General features: G+C 59.4%; 23 protein-coding genes. 18 read left to right on the forward strand and 5 right to left on the reverse strand.

The window, feature by feature from the left end; genetic code table 11:
• The 12 genes from ACRTG1_RS21885 to ACRTG1_RS21940 all read left to right on the forward strand — a co-directional run bounded on the left by ACRTG1_RS21885 (position 1) and on the right by ACRTG1_RS21940 (position 6,095).
• Entirely contained in the window at positions 1 to 411 is a 411-nt protein-coding gene (locus tag ACRTG1_RS21885; RefSeq protein WP_432517191.1) for an HK97-gp10 family putative phage morphogenesis protein, read from the forward strand.
• A gap of 5 nt (positions 412 to 416) precedes the next feature.
• Positions 417 to 1,541 (forward strand): DUF2213 domain-containing protein, encoded by a 1,125-nt coding sequence (locus tag ACRTG1_RS21890; protein WP_432517192.1) that lies wholly within the window; start codon positions 417 to 419, stop codon positions 1,539 to 1,541.
• Between the two features lie 27 nt (positions 1,542 to 1,568).
• On the forward strand, positions 1,569 to 2,072 hold the full coding sequence (locus ACRTG1_RS21895; RefSeq protein WP_432517193.1) for a structural cement protein Gp24: 504 nt from the start codon (positions 1,569 to 1,571) through the stop codon (positions 2,070 to 2,072).
• Positions 2,073 to 2,099: 27 nt separating this feature from the next.
• Positions 2,100 to 3,104 carry a major capsid family protein gene (locus ACRTG1_RS21900; RefSeq protein ID WP_432517195.1) on the forward strand — a complete coding sequence of 335 codons (1,005 nt, stop codon included), beginning with the start codon at positions 2,100 to 2,102 and terminating at the stop codon, positions 3,102 to 3,104.
• Positions 3,105 to 3,167: 63 nt separating this feature from the next.
• Positions 3,168 to 3,494, forward strand: a complete 327-nt coding sequence (locus ACRTG1_RS21905; protein ID WP_432517197.1) for a hypothetical protein — start codon at positions 3,168 to 3,170, stop codon at positions 3,492 to 3,494.
• Positions 3,495 to 3,497: 3 nt separating this feature from the next.
• Positions 3,498 to 3,968, forward strand: coding sequence for a DUF4054 domain-containing protein (locus ACRTG1_RS21910; protein ID WP_432517198.1), 471 nt, complete (start codon positions 3,498 to 3,500; stop codon positions 3,966 to 3,968).
• Positions 3,965 to 4,336: a hypothetical protein gene (locus tag ACRTG1_RS21915; RefSeq protein WP_432517199.1), complete on the forward strand. Its 372-nt coding sequence runs from the start codon at positions 3,965 to 3,967 to the stop codon at positions 4,334 to 4,336. The genes ACRTG1_RS21910 and ACRTG1_RS21915 overlap by 4 nt, the downstream gene beginning before the upstream one ends.
• Positions 4,326 to 4,565, forward strand: coding sequence for a hypothetical protein (locus ACRTG1_RS21920; RefSeq protein ID WP_206554467.1), 240 nt, complete (start codon positions 4,326 to 4,328; stop codon positions 4,563 to 4,565). Before ACRTG1_RS21915 ends, ACRTG1_RS21920 begins: the two co-directional genes overlap by 11 nt.
• On the forward strand, positions 4,555 to 4,974 hold the full coding sequence (locus ACRTG1_RS21925; protein ID WP_432517201.1) for a DUF3168 domain-containing protein: 420 nt from the start codon (positions 4,555 to 4,557) through the stop codon (positions 4,972 to 4,974). Before ACRTG1_RS21920 ends, ACRTG1_RS21925 begins: the two co-directional genes overlap by 11 nt.
• A gap of 70 nt (positions 4,975 to 5,044) precedes the next feature.
• Positions 5,045 to 5,494, forward strand: a complete 450-nt coding sequence (locus tag ACRTG1_RS21930; protein ID WP_432517203.1) for a phage tail tube protein — start codon at positions 5,045 to 5,047, stop codon at positions 5,492 to 5,494.
• Positions 5,494 to 5,883, forward strand: coding sequence for a gene transfer agent family protein (locus tag ACRTG1_RS21935; RefSeq protein WP_432517204.1), 390 nt, complete (start codon positions 5,494 to 5,496; stop codon positions 5,881 to 5,883). The genes ACRTG1_RS21930 and ACRTG1_RS21935 overlap by 1 nt, the downstream gene beginning before the upstream one ends.
• Before the next feature lie 62 nt (positions 5,884 to 5,945).
• Entirely contained in the window at positions 5,946 to 6,095 is a 150-nt protein-coding gene (locus tag ACRTG1_RS21940) for a hypothetical protein (protein WP_432517206.1), read from the forward strand.
• Positions 6,096 to 6,262: 167 nt separating this feature from the next.
• On the opposite strand, the gene ACRTG1_RS21945 is transcribed toward ACRTG1_RS21940, so the two are convergent.
• Together ACRTG1_RS21945 and ACRTG1_RS21950 are read right to left on the reverse strand one after the other, a co-directional pair.
• Positions 6,263 to 6,670 (reverse strand): hypothetical protein, encoded by a 408-nt coding sequence (locus ACRTG1_RS21945; protein ID WP_432517207.1) that lies wholly within the window; start codon positions 6,668 to 6,670, stop codon positions 6,263 to 6,265.
• Between the two features lie 105 nt (positions 6,671 to 6,775).
• Entirely contained in the window at positions 6,776 to 7,051 is a 276-nt protein-coding gene (locus ACRTG1_RS21950; protein WP_206554472.1) for a hypothetical protein, read from the reverse strand.
• A gap of 13 nt (positions 7,052 to 7,064) precedes the next feature.
• Between ACRTG1_RS21950 and ACRTG1_RS21955 the strand changes: the two genes are divergently transcribed.
• The 6 genes from ACRTG1_RS21955 (at position 7,065) to ACRTG1_RS21980 (ending at position 15,386) form a co-directional block, all read left to right on the forward strand.
• Complete coding sequence (locus tag ACRTG1_RS21955; RefSeq protein WP_432517208.1) at positions 7,065 to 9,305, forward strand: phage tail length tape measure family protein; 2,241 nt, start codon at positions 7,065 to 7,067, stop codon at positions 9,303 to 9,305.
• Positions 9,305 to 10,030 carry a hypothetical protein gene (locus ACRTG1_RS21960; protein ID WP_432517209.1) on the forward strand — a complete coding sequence of 242 codons (726 nt, stop codon included), beginning with the start codon at positions 9,305 to 9,307 and terminating at the stop codon, positions 10,028 to 10,030. Before ACRTG1_RS21955 ends, ACRTG1_RS21960 begins: the two co-directional genes overlap by 1 nt.
• Positions 10,031 to 10,033: 3 nt before the next feature.
• Positions 10,034 to 10,603 (forward strand): transcriptional regulator, encoded by a 570-nt coding sequence (locus tag ACRTG1_RS21965; protein ID WP_432517211.1) that lies wholly within the window; start codon positions 10,034 to 10,036, stop codon positions 10,601 to 10,603.
• 2 nt (positions 10,604 to 10,605) lie between these two features.
• The gene (locus ACRTG1_RS21970) at positions 10,606 to 11,010 is read left to right on the forward strand and encodes a DUF6950 family protein (protein ID WP_432517212.1); all 405 of its coding nucleotides are present in this window, start codon (positions 10,606 to 10,608) and stop codon (positions 11,008 to 11,010) included.
• Positions 11,007 to 13,190, forward strand: a complete 2,184-nt coding sequence (locus ACRTG1_RS21975) for a phage tail protein (protein WP_432517213.1) — start codon at positions 11,007 to 11,009, stop codon at positions 13,188 to 13,190. Before ACRTG1_RS21970 ends, ACRTG1_RS21975 begins: the two co-directional genes overlap by 4 nt.
• A 75-nt stretch (positions 13,191 to 13,265) precedes the next feature.
• Positions 13,266 to 15,386: a hypothetical protein gene (locus ACRTG1_RS21980; RefSeq protein WP_432517215.1), complete on the forward strand. Its 2,121-nt coding sequence runs from the start codon at positions 13,266 to 13,268 to the stop codon at positions 15,384 to 15,386.
• On the opposite strand, the gene ACRTG1_RS21985 is transcribed toward ACRTG1_RS21980, so the two are convergent.
• From ACRTG1_RS21985 to ACRTG1_RS21995, 3 genes are all read right to left on the reverse strand, one after another.
• The gene (locus ACRTG1_RS21985) at positions 15,379 to 16,812 is read right to left on the reverse strand and encodes a hypothetical protein (protein ID WP_432517217.1); all 1,434 of its coding nucleotides are present in this window, start codon (positions 16,810 to 16,812) and stop codon (positions 15,379 to 15,381) included. The genes ACRTG1_RS21980 and ACRTG1_RS21985 overlap by 8 nt on opposite strands.
• A 104-nt stretch (positions 16,813 to 16,916) precedes the next feature.
• Entirely contained in the window at positions 16,917 to 17,666 is a 750-nt protein-coding gene (locus tag ACRTG1_RS21990; RefSeq protein WP_432517218.1) for a hypothetical protein, read from the reverse strand.
• A gap of 201 nt (positions 17,667 to 17,867) precedes the next feature.
• Positions 17,868 to 18,086, reverse strand: coding sequence for a hypothetical protein (locus tag ACRTG1_RS21995; protein WP_432517220.1), 219 nt, complete (start codon positions 18,084 to 18,086; stop codon positions 17,868 to 17,870).
• Positions 18,087 to 18,466 lie beyond the last annotated feature (380 nt).

Raw genomic sequence — 18,466 nt, forward strand, 5'->3', positions numbered from 1 at the left:
ATGGCGAAGATCACCGGGGCCGACAAACACGCCAAGCGCCTCAAGAACATGGCGAAGTCGTCAAAGCAGATTGTCGCCGCGCTCTATGCCGCTGGGCAAGAGATTGAGATCGACGCCGAACACTCCATCACGGAAGGCTCCATCAGTGGGGCAGGGCACGTGCCTTCACGGCCCGGTCAGCCGCCGAACCGGGACACGGGCGATCTCGATAAGAACATCGAGACGACTGTGGAGGCGCAAAACCCTCCGACGGTTCATGTGACCAGCCATATGCCCTACAGCGCCGCTCTCGAATACGGCACGAGCAAGATGGCCGCTCGCCCGTTCATGCGGCCGGCCACTGAGAAGAACCGCAAGAAGGTCGGCCAGAAGGTCACCAACGCGGTGCGCATCGCTGTCCGAAAGGGATAGACACCATGAAATTCTTAGACACTGCGTCTGTCGCGGGAACGCGGCGGACCGCTGACGGCTATCTTGTGGCAGAGGTTCGCACCGCCCGCACTGGCATTCAGGATTATGCCGGATGGGAGGTCGGGAAGCCGGAAAAGCAGGTTGTGCGCGTTTACCGCCCTGCGGAACAGGTCTTTGCCAAGGACAGCCTCGCCTCCTATGCGCATCGCCCGGTGACGAACGATCATCCTGATGAGGCGGTCAGCGCAGAGAACTGGAAGGATTTCGCGGTCGGCCAGATCGGTGATGAGGTGGCCCGAGACGGCGAGTTCGTGCGCATCCCGCTGATCGTCATGGATGCAGCGGCCATCAAGGACGTTGAGGCAGGAAAGCGCGAGCTTTCGGCTGGCTATACCTGCGATCTCGCCTTTGAGCCCGGCACCACACCAGACGGCCAGTCTTACGACGCCATCCAGAAGAACATCAAGATCAACCACGTGGCTATCGTCTCTAGCGGCCGCGCTGGTTCTCAGGCGCGCATTGGAGACGATGCCGCCAACAGTTGGGGCGTTCGCCCTGCACCGGGCCACGCGCCCATCACCCCGAGCAAAAAGGAAGACACAATGTCTGACGCTCTCAAGACGGTGGTTCTGGGCGACAAAGCCGTCCAGGTCGCCGTCGCTGACGTAGTCGCCATTGAGAAGTTCAAGGCGGACAGCGCGAAGGCTCTGGCCGACGCGGAGGCCGCCCATACCGAAGCCATCACGGCCAAGGATACCGAGATCGGAACGCTCAAGGCGGATCTCAAGAAGGCGCAGGATGCCGCCCTCAAGCCCGAGGATGTGTCCAAGCTCGTTGCAGATCGTGTCGCGCTGGAAAGCACCGTGAAGGCGATTTCTGCCGACATCACGACCGACGGCAAGACCGATGCGGATCTCCGCAAGGAAGCGGTCGCCAAGGCCCTCGGTGATGAGATGGTCAAGGATGCATCGGACGCCGAAATCTCCGGCATGTTCAAGGCCGTGGCGAAGGACACGGCCGCCGGCGATCAGGTCCGCGACACCCTCACCAACCTCAAGCCCGTCAACGACGCCAACAAGGCCCAGCAGTCCTACGTGGACCGCATGACCGGTCGCGGCGGCTCGAAGTAACCAGCGGCAAGAAAGGAGAACCACACCATGGCTCTTATGCCCGCTCCCAAGACCAAGCCCGTGGCCGGCCTGCCGGGCCAGTTCCAGAATATGGAAGAGTGGAACGCCTTCACCGCGTTCGCTTCCGATACCGCAACCAAGGCCATCGGCTTCGGCCATCCCGTTTCCATTGCCGGCCAGTCCGGTGAGGGCACGGCGACCGTCAAGGCCCTCGCAACTGGCGAAGTGTTCGCAGGCATCACCCGCGAAAACATCACGACCGGCAATCGCGATGACCAGACCGTCTATGCCGACAACGATGTGATCGGCGTGGCGGATGAAGGCGTGATCTTCGTTCTGGCTGGTGGCGATGTCACCAAGGGCCAGAAGGCATTCTTCAATCCGGCGGACAACAAGTTCTATGGCGCGTCGGCCACCGGCTATCTGCCGCTCCCGAACTGCGAGTTCGACCAGGGTGGCGCTGCCGATCAGGCTGTCCCGCTCCGCCTCCGCATTGTTCCGGGCGGCACCGCCGTCACGGCTGCGACCTAACCAGTCCCTGAAAGGAGACATTCTGCGATGAACATGCAGATCACTGATGCACAGGGGCTGGCCTTCCTCCGCCAGCAGACCCATGTGCTTTCCAATCGGGCCTTTGAGCAGGAATACGACCTGATCAACTGGCGCGAGCTTGTGCCGATCAACACCGACTATCCCGAGTGGGCGTCCGGCGTTGATTTCCAGATCGGGGACATGACCGGCGCCGCACAGTGGCAGTCTGGCTACTCCAAGGACGTGCCTCTGGCTGACGTTCGCCTGATCTCCGTCGGCATCGACTTCGCCATGTACGCGGTCGGCTACCGCTATAACGTCGAGGAAGTCGGCAAGGCTCAGTTCGCTGGCTATCCGCTCACCGCCCGCAAGGCCATCGCTGCCCGACAGGCAGCGGACATCTTCTGCGCTGAAACTGCGCTCTATGGTGGCGGTCATCCGGGTTGGTCCGGCCTCACCAACATGACCGGCGTCACCCCGACTGCCTCGCCCGACAATGGCACCGGCTCGGCCCGCAATTGGGTTGATGCCAATGGCGTCGGTCAGAAAACCGCAGAGCAGATCGTTGCGGAACTGAACCGCCTGCTGATGGGGCCTGCCTCGGCAACCGGTATCATGACCAGCCTGATCGGCAACACGATCCTGCTGCCGCCGCTGGCCTACCAGTACATCGCCACCACGCCCTATGGTGTCACGTCGCCCGACAAGACGATCCTCCAGTACTTCGAGGCGAACAACATCTACACCAGCCGCACGGGCCAGCCGGTCGTGGTGCGTGAGCAGCCGTTCCTTGCAGGCGCGGCAACGCTGGACACGCCCAATCTGGCGGGGCAGGGTCGTGCGGTCGGCTATCGCAACAGCCCGGATGCGCTGGAGCTCCCGATGCCGATGACCTATCGCTTCCTCGATGTGCATCAGGATGGACCGCTCCAGTGGGCAATTCCTGGCATCGGTCGCGTTGGTCAGCTCGTCCAGATCCGCGACACGATCCGCTACGTAGATGGTGTGTCTCCGGCTCCGCCGGCGGCCTAATCGGCAGAACAACAACGGGCCTCGGCAATCGCGCCGGGGCCTTTTTCATGGATGGAGCGACACATGCAGCGCATCAAGAACCTCACCAACAGCCCGCATGACGTGCTGAACGCCAAGGGCAAGAAGGTCCGTCTTCCTGCGCGCGGCGAGATCGACGTTGATATTCACCCGCTGCATTTGCCGTTGTATCGCGCGCTCGGCTATTTCGAGATCACGGAAGGCAAGGCGGCCACGGCTGCTACTGCCCAGCCCGTAGGTGGCGCGGGGGCGGGCGACGATGATTTGGCCAAGCTGCGGGCAGACTATCAGGAGGTCGTCGGCAAGCGCGCCTATCACGGATGGGGTGCGGAGGAACTGCAGAAGCGTATTGATGCAGCGCTAGAGGCTTGAGCCATGGCATGCACTCCGATCACGCCGGCGCGCTTCAAAGAGATGAAGCCGCAGTTCGCGGCGGTCGATGACGCAATCATTGACGGCTACATCGCTCTCGGCGGGCTGTGGGTGGATGGCTCGTGGCCGGATCGGCTCTGTGAGGCGGCGCAGTCGGCAATTGTCTGCCATCTGATGACACTGGATGGCCTTGGTTCGGACGCAGAGAGCCAGGGACAGGCTTCCGGCTCCGCGCAATACCAAAGCGTGAAATCCGGCGAACTGACGCTCACTCGCTTCCAGAAGACGGCGGGCGCCATGTCTCACATGGACTGGCTCTTCCAGACCAAGTGCGGCGCGTTCTTCGCCCAGCTTCTGAGTATGGCCAAGGGCGGGCCACGGATCGCCATGGGCGGCGTCGGCGGGTGCCATAGCGGGTACGCAAAAGACTGGCCCCTTGGCACTGGCGGTTATCGCGATGGGCCGCTGTCATGAGCCTGCTCGACACAGACGCCATCAAGAACATCATGGGCGCGGCCTTCACCCCGATCTTCGGCACAGGCGAGCTTATCCGCGTCAACATGGTCTGGCAGTCTGGGGTCGGCCTGCCGGTAGAGGACGCCCCTGTCGCCATCTCGGTGCAAACAGATCGCTGTGATGAGGCCATGCGACAGTCACCCGGCTATACCGCCGAGGATAGCAAGCTGATCATCCTTCAGGCGGGCATCACCGGTCGCGAGCCAAACACCGACGATGTGATCGTGGCGCGCGGGCAGCGCTGGAAGGTCAAAAGCGTGCGGTCTGATCCGGCTCAGAGCCATTGGATCATCCACGCGACGAAGGAGGTAACGGATGGCACGTAAACCCAAGGCTGCACCCGCGCCGCACAAGGCAAGGTGGTTTCGCGTTACCGGGCCGCGCTTCGATTGGAGGCCTACGCCGCGCACCATGATCTCGTTCCCTCATGGCACCATCGGCTACCGCCCGCAGGCATGCATTGACGCAGGTCTGGCGGCGGGTGTGATCGAAGTCATCGAGAAGCCGGAAGGCGCTCGTGTCGGGAAAGACGGGCAGGTGAGCTTTGGCGACTGACCTTTCCCGCCCCCTCAAAGCGGCGATTGTCGATCATCTGGCCGCTGATGCCGGTGTGACGGCCCTTGTGCCCGCCGCGCGCATCTACGCCATGACACCGCCTGCCACCCCGCAGTGGCCTTTCATTCGCTACGGGAGCCCCATCAGCACCGCATGGGAAGCTACCTGCTGGTCGGGCAGCTCCACCCGTGTCACGCTCCACGCTTTCGCGGAGACCACAAGCACCTACGCCGGAGAAGACAGGGCGCTGGATATTGCTGCGGCCATTGTCGAGGCCATGGCTGCCTTCCAGCCGGCCAACATGGGCATCGTGGAATGCGAATGGATCGGAACACAATGTGTCAGGGATAGCGACGAGGCCGCGCAATGGCATGCCTTTGCTGAGTTCCTGATCACCGTCGAACAGTAATCCCTCAACATCAACCACCGTGAACGCTGGCCCCGTGGTCCGGCGCGTTTTCACATGGAAAGGACAGATCATGGCACAGGCCAAGACTATTCGTTTCGCCGGCCAGCTTCTCATGCTGGGCGATGGAGCGACACCGACTGAAGTGTTCGCCGCACCCTGTGGCTTCACCTCCCTCAACCTAACGGTCAATATCGAGACCAACAGCACCAACGTGCCGGACTGTCTCGATCCCGATCTGCCGGCATGGCTGGAATCGGATGAGGTATCCAAGCAGATGACCGTCGGCGGCTCTGGCGTGATCGACCGGGATGCCATTCAGGTCTGGCGCGCTTGGCTGATGGACGGTGGCGAGAAGAACGTGCGCTGGATGACGGCTGGAACCGCTGCTGAGGGCGGCGGGCATTGGGAGGCTCCGGGCATTCTCTCCACCTATGAAGAGACGGGCGAGCGCGGGCAGCGCTGGCAGCTCAACATCGGCATCACGCTCAATGGCGCTCCGACTTGGGTGGATGCCGTCTGATGGGCAATCTCAAGGCAGAGGTGGTGCTCGAATGGGGCGACGGCGAATATGCCTTCGCCCTCAAGGGCGCCCAGATCGAGGAACTTGAGCAGGTGTGCGGTAAGGTCGGTTTCGGCGTGATCTTCCAGCGCGTCATGCTCGGCACCTGGTTCTGGGCAGACATCTATCAGACCGTGCGCCTCGGCCTTATTGGCGGAGGTATGGGGGCGGTCGAGGCCAAGCGTCTCACCGACACCTATATCGGGAGGGAAAAGCCCAATGTCCCGCTGGCGGCAGGCCCCAATAACCCGGAGAGCGTTGCCCGCGCAGTTCTGGGTGCCGCAATGCATGGGTTCGAGGATATCCCGTCGGGGGAAGCAGTGGCCGGGGAGACTCGGCCGACCGAATAGATTTCGCCGGCTATCGGGCATCGTTTCTGGAATGCGGGGTAGATCCGCGAGCGATTGAAACGATGTCCCTTTATGAGATCGTCTCGATGATCCGGGCGATGGAAAAGCGCAGCAAGAAGACCGGCGACGGCGAGACAATGAGCGATGTAGACTTCGACGCGCTCAAAGATGCTGTGCGGGCGATGAACCTGCCGGATGTGAGGTTGGATTGATGACGAAAGATGATTTTGCAGAAGTCGAATTTCATGCTCTCCCACCGGGTGAGGGGATAGGAGCCTGGTGCAATGGGAAGTATTTGGGACTGGTGATCTCTGAAGGTAAAGGCGTACTCGTTCACCTCCATTACAAAACAGTCCGCGCAGCGGGGCGGCGAAGTCGATCAGCCTCCACCTCCTGCCTTCAAAGCGGTGTAGAGCATAGTGAGGGCAGCACTGGCGGCTTGGGCGACGGTGGCCTTCCCGACATCTGACGCGGCTTGCTTTGTCCATGTCGCGAGCGTCTTCCCTATTGCCTCATCGGGGCGCAATGGGTTTGGCTTCTGCATGACATCCCAGGAGGCGGGCGTTAGCTGGAGATAGAACTGCTCATCCTGATGCAAGAATCCGCCTCTAACCAGATAGTTGGAGGTGCCATCAAAAAGATCAACAATCTCGTCGGTGAGACGGTCTTCTTGAATGAACGCATCCGCATCGTTTGGCAGTTCCGAGGGGTGAACATCGTACAGGCGGCCGAGAATCGTCCCGACCATCTCCTTAAACTCTCGAATATTCTGTGGTTCTTCGCCCATGTTCCCCTCCCTTTGGTCGCACCCGCATCAAATCAGGAGCGCAACCGGGAGTCGAGATGGGGAGGGGCTTAGGTCGCCCTTTTCATCACCGGTACTTTGGGAAGGTCATAGATAGCCAAGCTCCCGGCAGTTGCGCGCTATTCTCTTGCGGCGGTCATCCTGCACCCCGTTGGCGACACTTTCACAGAAGAAGCGAACTTGATCGACTTGATGAGGCTCGGCCTTCGCCAGTGCGAAAATCTCTTCCCTGGCTTGATCTGCGCGCTCGGCGGCCTGCTGAACTTGTCTATTCGCGCTGAACCCGCCCCACAGGGCATATCCACCGCCCGCGATCACAACGACGCACGCCGCTGAAATCAGCGCTTTCAACCAGTTCTCCATAAGGCTCCCTCCGATGGCTATTACCGCTGACAAAGTCGTAACCATACTTGAGGCGAAGACGGAAGCCTACGACGCGAAGATCTCCAACTCTGCGAAGCAGTTCGAAGCGAAGATCGCGCAGATTTCTGCAGCAGCAGAGCGAGCCGGAAAGGCTACGTCTCTGATCGGAGTTCATCCGGCCTTCGATAAGTTCGGTAAGCAGCTTGGGCAGGGTGCTGATGGCCTTCATCGCATAGGCACTGAGGGGCGTATGGCGCAGATGCAGATGCGCAACCTCGCGTTCCAGTTCCAGGATATCGGGACGATGCTCGCCGCCGGCCAGTCGCCTTTTATGCTTCTGGCGCAGCAGTTGCCGCAGGTGACGATGTACGGCGGCTCCATGAATGGGGTGATGGGCGCGCTGCGTGGAACGATCGCAAGCTTGTTCTCGCCTCTGGGGCTGGCAACCACCGCGTTTGTCCTCTTGGGGAGTACGGCAATCTCGTATTTCACCAGCGCAAAAGACTCTGCGGAGGGCGTCAACGAGTTCCTTGAGGCACAGCGGAAGCGGATCGATGACCTCATCGAGGGGTATGAGCGTGCGGGTGAGGCGGCCCAGAGATACCGCAAGGATGCGGGTGCCCGACCTGCCGAGGAAGTTCAGTTCGAGGTCGGTCAAGAACGGTCCGCCTTGGTTGACCGCTACAATGCTTCGATCACAGCCCTGCGCGACAACATTCGACAGCTTCAGGAATACGTTCTTGTCTATGCAAGGGGGACGGAATTCGAACAGACCGCTTTGCAGCAGGCTAAGGCGTTGGAAGAAATACAGAGCGCCGCAGATGCCGCTGAGCCCGATCTCGACGCCATCATTCTGCAGCTGAAGCAGTTCATCGCAAACGATCCCTACGATGTCTTGGAAGGCATCGCCAAGGCCATGCTCGATGCCGCTACGCAGGCTCGTGACTATGGCGCGGCAATCGGTGAGATCGATGCTTCAACGCCGCACATCAATGCTGCCGAGGAAGCGTTCCGACGCCTTCGCTCGGCTGTAGACGAGATTGACAGCAGCAAAGCACGCGGGGAGATAGAAGACCTCGTCAGTAAGTTCGAAGAAGGTGAGATCAGTGTTGAGGACTTGAGAGGGGCGCTGGAGCTCATCTCTGGCTTCGCCCCCGACCTCTCTGCGGCGATCTCGAACATCAACCAACTCGCAGATGCCGCCGACACAGCAAGGTTGGCCGTCTCCGGTATTGACCCGAATATCAATCCCGCGCGTTTCGGATATTCGGAACTCCCTCAGAACGCACCTACGCCAACGGCGCGACCCAATGATTTCACTGTGCAGGAGATATTGGATGACCAGCAGCGTGCTGCTGCAAGGGCCGCGCGAGGTCGCCGTGGGGGTGCTGGAAGGCGGGAGAATTCCTATGAACGTCTCACCCAGCAAATCCAGGCTAGGGCAAATGCGCTGCGCGCTGAAACAGAGGCGCAAGCTGAACTCAATCCTCTGGTCAGTGATTACGGATATGCAGCGGAAAAGGCCCGCATCGAAGCTCAGTTACTGACTGCTGCTGAGAACGCCAAAGTATCGATCACCCCTGAGTTGCAGGCGGCTATTGAAGAAACCTCAGTGAAATATGCGTCTGCTTCTGCAGCTGCCAAGCGACTGGCTGAGGAACAAAAGAATGCCCAGCAAGCGGCCGAAGAACTGCAGGAACTCGGTAAAGACGTGCTTGGCGGCTTTATCGATGACCTCCGCAATGGTGTGAGCGCATCAGAGGCGTTGGCAAATGCGCTTCAGAAGGTAGCCGACAAGCTGCTGGATATGGCGCTGAACAACCTTTTATCCGGGCTCCTAGGTGGAGCAATTGGCGGCGGTGGCTTGCTTGGCGGTGCGATCATTCCGGGCATCCTCCATAGCGGCGGCGTTGCCGGGCGGGATGGCTACGGCCATGGACGAACCGTTTCACCGTCTGTTTTTACTGGGGCTAAGCGTTATCACCAGGGCGGCATTGCAGGACTGCGCCCCGGGGAGGTCCCCGCAATCTTGCAAAAGGGCGAAGTTGTCATCCCGAATGGACAATCCATCAGCCCCCGGGCAACTTCATCTAACGTTACTTCCATCAGCATGCCGATCACAATCGATGCGCGGGACGCAAATGCGCCGGCGCTTGCCCGTGTGAATGAGCAGCTGAAGGAAATGCAGCGCAGCCTGCCCAAGCAGATCGACAACCGCATCAGCACCCGTGACGTTCGTGGAACGAGGCCCTAATGGTTAGACTGCTTTCATGGCCGAACGGTTTGCGCACGAACATGCGTGAGCCGCTTTCCGGCCCGCGCACGATCGGTGCATCGCAGACGCAATCCATCAGCGGGTTTCTCCAGACCACGGCGAGCCCGTTCGGGCTTTGGCGTTGGCGTTTTGGCTTCCCAGGCAATCTGCGGGGGCGGTTGTTCCGGCGTTACCGTGGCCTCGTCACGGCCCTGCATGGCGGGGCCAATGCGGTTGCCGTGCCGTTTTGCGACTGGGATGGGCTGACGCGCTCGGAAATGGGCGTTTCCGCATCGGCGCAAGAATGGCGTGACGGGCAGCCGTGGTCGAACGGGCAGCCATGGAGCAATGGCCATAACTGGGGCTCGACCCCGCCCGTGGTGGCGGTATCGGCTGCGATGTCGAAGGGCGGCACGGTTGTCTCCCTCGATAGCGCGTTCTGGGGCCACGGCCTCGACATTGGCGACATGTTCGGGTTCTTCCCGTTCCATCTCGGGAAATACATGGTCACCGAAGTTCTTGCGCCCGGTCAGTATCGCGTCTGGCCGCCGCTGCGGAAAGACATCTCGCCTGATGACTTTGCCACCCTTCGCCCCGTGATCGCGATGCGTCTGGAAGGCGAGGAAGCAGCGACGGCCGCCCGTGATGCCGCATTCGGCATCAACCTCTCCATGACGCTCGTCGAAGTGCTCGATTACGACGTGCGCAGATATTTCGCGGATTGATTAATGGCAGAGTTCACGCAAGCGGATATGGACTGGCTGTCCGGTCCTCATGTCACGCGCGCCTGGTTCGGCGAGTTCGATCTCCCGACCGGTATTCGTTACCTGCACAATGGTGTGGGTGAGGTCGAGGTCGAGGGGCAGACCTATGTGGGGGTGACTGATCCTGTCGGCGGCCTGCTGGCCGGTATTTCCGCCGTCGAGGATCCGCGCTTCGGGCAGGCGGCCAAGGTCGACATCATCCTGAGCGGCGTCAATGTCGAGTTCTTCAAGAGCGTGAAGCGGGATGCGCGGGCCATCGAAGGCAGATCGGCCACGCTGCGCTTCGGGGCGTTCGATCCGGAGACGGGGCAGATCAAGCTCTTCAAGAGCATGTTCCCCGGCAAGATGTCTGCGCCGACGCTGCACCGGCAGGGCGTGGGCACCCGCTATGTGGGGCTGACGGTCGAGTCCTTCTGGGAGGCGCAGAACTTTCCCTTTGGCGGGAAATGGAACGATGCCGACCAGCGCCGGCGCTATCCCGGCGACAAGGGGCTCCAGTTCGTCGGCGTGAAGGTGGCCGAGAAATGGAACTGACCATGAGCCGCGCAAACCGCCTGCGGGCTTTCCTGACGCGCTTTGAGGGCGCTCCGGTGGTCTGGGGCGAAAGTGACTGTTCTGCCGCTCCTGCACTGTGGTGGTCGGAAGAAACGGGCAGAAAAATCGATCTGCCGCGATACGCTTCGAGAGATGAAGCGCACGCAATCATCGAGCGCATGGGCGGGCTCCTGGCGGTATGGGATGACATCGCCGCGCAGGTGGGCGGCATGGAGCGCATCGGCGAGCCGGAAATCGGCGATGTGGGCATTATCGAGACGCGCCTTCACGGCCAGATCGGCGGCATTATCGGCGCCGGCCGCATCCTCATCATTCGCAAGGACAATGGCAGCTGGCACCCCTTCGGGCCGGTGCGCCAGTTTCTGAGGGTCTACGAGACACCATGAAGCTCTGGAAATTCCTTCTCAGCGCCGGTGGATCCTATCTGGCGATGACGGCGCACGCCTTCGCGGACCCGATCAGCATCGGCTTCTTTCTGTTCGCCGGCCCGCTTGGCGCTGCCTTCTCGTTCGGTGCGCTGGTGACGGCCGCGCAGATCGGTCTCTACGCCATCGGTATCGGCGCTTCGCTTCTGGTTTCGTCGGCCCTGTCCAAGAGCCAGAAGATTGATCCGGGCCAATACAAGAACACGTTTGAAAACTCGCCTGAAGGATCGGAGATCAACGCCATTGGCCGCTGCCGCCTCGGCGGTGTCCGGACCTTCGGCAACACGAGGAACCGGGACAGGTATCGCCTGACCTGCCATGCCAAGGGGCCGATGGTCGCCATCGAGGAATACCTCCTTGGCGGTCGTGAAGTTGTGGTGGATAGCGACACGGGCTATGTGTCGTCTCCGCCGTTTGCTAAGTCTGGCGACTCCTGGGTGACGTTCAAGACGAAGACGGGGACCGGGGCCGAAACGGCGTGGCCTGAACTGGTCAGTGCTTTCCCGACCACGTGGTCTTCTGCGCACCGCGTTCGTGGCATCGCGCAGTCTCTGGTCAAATACGTCTCCCCCGGCATCTACACCGAAAAGTTCGGGCAACTCTACAATCAGGGTGAACCGGAAAGCGCAGTTACCGCCCGGTGGAATGTCGTCTATGACCCGCGAGAGGCAGGGGCGGACAAATACAACGATGCCACATGGGTGTGGTCGATGAACGGGCCGCTCTGCGCTGCCCGCATCATGCTTTCCTATCCTGATATGACGGTCGACAGCTTCGACTGGGATTTCATCGGGGCTGAAGCTGACAAGGCCGACACGATGGTTCCCACGCTGACCGGAACGGAACCGCGTTCGCAATGCTCTGGCGTTTGGCTTTCTGAGGCCAAGCGCGGGGACACCATGAAGCAGGTGCTGGAAAGCCTCGGGTGTGAGGTGACGCTGAGCGATGCGGGGCTGGTGCGTATCGGGCTCATCGATGACGCCCCCACCGCCGACATGACGCTGACCGACGATCACATCACCAGCTATTCGTGGCGGTCAGGCCCAGAAGCTGCCGAGCGCCCGAACATCTGCCGCATCTCCTACTACTCGCCCGAGCGTGGGTATGAGATGGGCGAGATCGACATGACCGGCATAGCGTGGGCGCGCGTGCAGGATGAGATCGATCGGTATGGCGAGAAGATTCACGATATCGAACTTCCGTTCTGCCCGTCGGCCAGCCAGGCGCAGCGCATTGCGCGCCGTCTCTTCCTGCAGGCGCGCGGCGACACCGGTGTTGTGCAGACCAACATGGCGGGGCTTGCACTGTGGGGCAGGGACTACGCCAACATCACGCTCTCCGACATCGAGGAGACCCCGGTCTGCAAGATCGCCCCGCCTCGCGTTGATGATGAACGCGGGCAGGTGGATATTCCGTTCACGGTCTGGCCGCAGGAGCTGATTGACAGCCCTTGGAACCCGGCCACGATGGAAGCCGCAGCACCGGAGCAGCTTCCGAACCTGCAATATGAAAGCGATCTGGACACGCCCAGCGTGGCGTCCACGGCTGTGGTGCAGTATCCGGGCGGTGCGTATGAGACCCGCATGCGCTTCTCCAGTGTTGCGGGCGGCAGCACCGCAGAGGCGAATTACAGGACCTATACAGGCGGGCTTCCCGATACCTGGCAGGGCATGACCGAATACAGCGCCAACGGCCAGTTCGCCTACGCGGCTGCGAACACCATTGGCAAGGAAGCCGAATTCCGTGTCCGCTGGTTCAACGGAGACGGCGAGGCGTCCTACTTCTCGGATGTCGTGAACGTGCCGGACATGCAGATCGACAATTCTGTGCCGGCCGAGCCTTATCTCGATGTGCAGGTCACGAACAACGGCGTGGGTGATTACACCTTCGAGGTGGTGGCGTATTCGACGGCGATGAATGCCGTGCGTTTTGTGCTCGCTTCCAGTCATGCCGAGATCACACCCGGCTATGACGGCGATACCCGACCGGGGCTTGGTTACACCGCCGATGGGACAATTTCGAACGGGCCGGCAGCGATCAACGTGACGATCACGGCCACGGTCTACACCTCGAACGGCACCCCGAGCCCGGTTGCGACCTTCACCTATGTGATCCCGCAGGATCCGAACACCAACCCGTAATTCCTGATCCCTGACCCAGCCACCGCGGCCTGCGCGCCTCGGACGGCGAAGCCTATCCAAAAATCGGAGACTCCCATGAACGTCTGGACCAAGCGTGGCTATGACATCTTTAATCCCGTGGACGCCGCAGGCAATCCGCGCAAGGTCATCAATGGCGAAGTGCAGGTTTGGGCGACCGAGGTTGAGCGCCTGTTCAAGGCGGGCTCGTTCAATTCGGTTGATGCCGTCGGACTCTATGCTGACCGATCGACCTATGACGGTGAAGCCGAAGGCTTTGTCTATCTCAGCATCGATGGCGATGGTGCCGGATCCAGTTCCACAGTCGCCTTCATCAAGGAGAGTACTGCAAGTGGCGACTGGTCGCCTCCCGTTCCGTTCCAGGGCGACAAGGGCTGGTCTCCGCTCTTCCGCGTCGTTAACGATGGCGCGCGGCGGTTGCTGGAGGTCTTTGACTGGATCGGCGGTGACGGCGAGAAACCGGCCCTGATCGGGTATATCGGCGCGGCTGGCCTCACTGCGAACATTGCTGAAGCTGTCGATATCCGTGGTCCGCAGGGGGTGTCTGGTTCCGGGCTGTCGTGGAGCTTCGAAGCCGGAACCGCAGACGAAGATCCCGGCGCCGGCAAGCTGCGAGCCAATGCGGCCGACCTCTCGGCGGCAACTGAGCTGTTCGTCTCCAAGGTCTCTGCTGGCGGCGATTCTGTCGCATCGTTCCTTGCAGGGCTGACGAACAGCACAAGCACGCATAAGGGCTATCTGATCCTCACCGAGCCGTCGAGCGGGGCGCAGGTCACCTATGATGTGACCGGAACAACGGACGCCGCCGGCTATGTGAAGATTGCAGTGTCGGGGCATTCGGGGGCAGCGGCGTTGACCAATGCTGCGCTGCTGTCTGTTGTGTTCTCCCGTACGGGCAATGCTGGTGACCTGAATGGGGTCAATCCGGGAACCGCCGGACTTGCTGTGCTTGAAGCGGAGACAAAGGAAGCCGCGAGAGACGCGCTTAGTATCGAGGATTTCGATACCAAAGCGGAAGCTTCTGCGAGTAGCTTCGATATCGCGCCTGACTGGGTTTCTACAGCCGGCGCCAGTTCTGTGGCTGATGGTGACGGGGCGCTCTACAAGAAGTCGGGGGCTGAGCCGACAGGAACAACGTACACCACGTACATGCAGGGTTCTAATCTACGTGCCGATGGAAGCGCCATCGGTAACATGACCGCTGGTGGCGGCCTTTCTGCCGCGTTTGACGACGTTTTGAACGAAGTGATGGCTAACACCGCGCGCGGGCCTAGCACCATCTCGCGCTATGTTGGCAGAACTCTTAGCGCCCCTACGCGGGTCTTTAATGTCCTCGTTTATCCATCCAGTGATGAAGGATTTCTTCAGTCTGCGAACGCAACTGTGACGCTTGATTTGTATGCAACGACTGGCGCGGCTCCCGGCTCGACAACTGATGGCACGCTGCTTGGCTCGGCCAGCTTCACAGACCAAACGGGTGGCCCCCCGCGCTATATTCCCGTCTCTGGTGCGAACATTGATACTGAGTGGGATCATGTTTGGGTCACGGTCACAGGCGATGGATCAAACAATGTCGGCATCGCCGAATTGCAGATCTATGAAGCGACCAGTGTGGATACCGCCACAACGCCTGACAAACTGAGTATGGTGACGACCGGCGAGGGCACGGTCTGGTTCGATGGCAAATTTCCCTCGCATGGTCATTCGGTGGCGTTCGGGCGGACTGGCGATACCGCAGAGCTGATCACTACACTCTTTGTTGGCGAGGCTACCGCCAACAGTCTGCGTCAAGTCGTCTACAGCCTGCCTGTCGTCGTGGAAACGGGCGACCTTTTGGAGGTGACGGCGGAAGCCGAATTTTCGTCTAATGAAGGTGGGGCAGGTGCCAATATCGGCGTTTGGTCACAGTTGATTTTGGTCTCTGGTCCTGCGACCACCGTTGCGGGCACCGGTTATGAAATCACAGAAGCAAACGGGCGCAATATCACTCCAAACATGCACCATGATACGCATGTTCATGCGGGCTCGATTGTTGCCCCGGCATCTGGCCTCTATTACGTGAATCTGATTGCATGGGCCGCGAGTGCTTTGGCGATGACCGATGTTGATGTGGAACAGGATTACGGTCACCTGAGCGTAAAGCGTACGCGCGGTCCAATCGCATCACTTATCAGTTAAGCAAGTCCACGATCTCTGTGACTTGGGTGAGCGCCTTGCCTCGGTTGATTGAGTCTAGAACCTTTTGCGGCTCTTCAAACTCAAGGCCTTCTCCCTGGAACTTTTCATTGTTGGCAAGCCATGTCATTGCGATCTCCGATATCCGGCCATTCAGTTCATCGTTCTGGTACGCAGATGTCTCGGCGAGATAGCGAAGAGCAACGATATGCTGCATGTGGTAGAAGTTCTTCCCGTTCGCTTTTGAGAAGTTGGTTGGGTATCCGCAAATCAGCTCCTTGTCGTCCAGTGAGATTTGGGCAACTTCACGCCCGTCAATCTCGCCGGACACAATGGTTTGCCACTCTCCTGATGCATCGGGGGATGCTCGGGATGGTGAATAGCCTCCGTCACGGATCATCACAGAGAACGCAGCGTCTGAAGTCAGGTAAGTGTCGAAAAGCGAACTGCATGTCAGCGACATGGTAATCTTGCCATTGTCAGCGTTGACTGCATTGACCCTTACGTCAAAGCCGGAATAACGGTTCTCGAGATCGAGAACAGGCTCGATTTCGTAGCTTTTCAGCCTGGCGTCTTTGGGTTTGTAGACCGCTGTGAATTCCTGCCCTGCTTCTTCCGGTGTTACTACGAGACGGTGTGGGGACGTGTCTGAATAGCGCGTTATGAAGCGCTCCTGATCGTACCAAGCATCGTGATTGTCCGCGAAGAACTCCAGGTTCTGTTCGACATAGCTGGCGACCTGCGCATCGTTCATCAAGATTGCGTAATCATTGAGATGGAGCAGTGAATGGAGCCATCCATTCAGGATGATCTCCGGGTTGGAGCGAAAGAGCGGAAGCTCCAACTGGGCTACGCCCAGATCAACCCCACCTTGGTCATGTGGGAAAAAGAGGGCATCTCGAACCTTGCCTAGCATTTCGGCAGTTTCGTCCGACTGCAGCTCTTGGTGAAGGCGCAGGAAACCCGCGAGTACTTCGCTCTGGCTGATTGCGCTGTAGACGAGGTCAGGCCCGCGCATTCGGTTCAGAGGGTAATGGTTCGGATAGTAGAATGCAGTACCCCCATTGGGCAGTTCGACGCCTACCTTGCCGACAATCTCTTTCCAGTTCTGTTGGAAATCCTCGTCGTCAGCGGAGTTGAACACGTAGCGTCCGAACACCATGGGGTGAAAGACGTATTTCTTGTCATCCTCAAGTTGCCAGTATTGCGCGAATGGAACGCCCTCCACGAGGATCGTCTTTTGTCCATTCCCGTACATTTCGAAATCAAAGCCGGTTTCGCCTACATCGAAAATCCTACTCGCAAAGTTCATTTGCTCTTCGGTCGGTTGGAACGGAGCAATTGGTTTGCAGTTATCTCGGTCGCACATTTCAGATGCCATTGCGCTTGTCGAAATGAGAGACGCGGCGATGAGCGAAGTGATCTTCATGTGTAGCCTTCGAGAGATTGAGGGGCGATGTGCCTTCCACCTAGACGCTTTCTCGATCTGCATCAATGTGTGAAAGGGGAAGCGCTCTGACGGGAAAGTGCGTTCTAATTCACGTCTCGAGGCTTGCAGCGCTGGAACATACGGCGTCGCTCTTTAAGTGCTTCGCGGCGCGCCTTGTTGACCTTTGCTCGACGTTTGGATGGGGTTGTTTGTGGCGCAGGTTTTTCTTGGGCTTGCTGTGTGTGTGGTGCCTCACGATGGCTTTCCTCATCAGCATCCAGATCGAGATGATCAGGGATGTGCAAGTGCTCAACAGTTTGCTGCTCCAACAGAACGCGTTGCTGTTCCAGCACATCAAGTGCGTCCTTGTAGAAGTCCCCGGATGCTTGGCTGTCCAGTTTCTGGAGTTCTAGGCTCTCGCGTGCCAGGTCGTTGTTCTGTCGCTGAAGATCAGTCTGAACGTGTGCGTAGTACAGTGCGACCAGTGACAATAGTGCGGTCAATGTTGTCAGGCCGACCGAGAGGTATTCGGCCATGAGTTTGCCCATTGCCGGATTGATCTCTGTTGCTTCGGTGACGGCCTGCTGAGGCGTTAGCGTGCCTTGCTTCGTGCGCTTGACGATACCATAGAGCTGTTCGAGAACTGCGCTTGTGATTGGTGGCCCAGCTACCAGTTCAAGCTTGCCTACCCTCGCATTGAACGTCCCATCGACCAATCGAGCAAGCTTGCCGCATTTCGGGCAGGTCATTCGATTGCCGGAGAGAGTGACGCCCAAGCTGTTTTCGATATGTATTCCGCCTAGACCTTCGAATATGTGGCCGCAATGCGTACAGTAACCCGGAATGGCCGCCATCTGAATCCCCCATTTGGTGGCGGAGTATTTATGAAACGGTATCTCGCATCAATCTCAGAAGAGCAAATGCTTGGGTCGATATCCGGTGCCTGTGGGAGGGCATTCGCGCATTGGCCCATCACAAGAATGGTACTGCGGTGGACAAGCGTGACGACTGTCAGCGTCCTTTGCTCACAATGCCCTTCTAATGCGACCATTCGGTCAGTAGGCGGTTACCTCGGTGCCATTTCGAAAAGCTGCAACAATCTTCATTGTTTCCTGATCGACAACGTGTGCCCAATTGGGTGCCAGATCATCCGCGGTATTCGCGCGAGCAAACTCCACGGCCTCGCGCAGATTGCTTAGATCTGCTAGGAAATCGTCCCAGCCACCAGAAGGTTGGGCCGCATCTCCTGCAAACACAAGATAACGTTTCGACATTTGGTCCTCCCCAAAAGAACCACTAACCCCAATATGTTGGTTGGCTATTCGTCTGGGTCGTCCCGCCCAATTACTCTTGATAGAAACGCTACGACTGCCGCTGAAATCAGCAGATAGGCGATGAATAACACCGGATAGACGAAGTATCCCGCTTCCATAGCCAACCCTCCCTTTGTGATTCTGCAACAGTTATGGGTCGGGTTGAAAATGGCGCGATCACGCTATTCTGGGCTTCGTTTCTGTGGCTTTGACGCAGGGATTGAGGGTGCCGTGCGCGCCCTTTAGATGCCTCTTCGAGTGAGCTGCCCGAATGTGTGGGAGGGGGAGCCGACGAGCGAGGGCGTTCTAATTCACGTCTCCAAGCTAAGGGCTTCAAGGGC

It is taken from the genome of Nitratireductor sp. PBL-C9, from assembly GCF_050877045.1.
Taxonomy (GTDB): domain Bacteria; phylum Pseudomonadota; class Alphaproteobacteria; order Rhizobiales; family Rhizobiaceae; genus Nitratireductor; species Nitratireductor aquimarinus.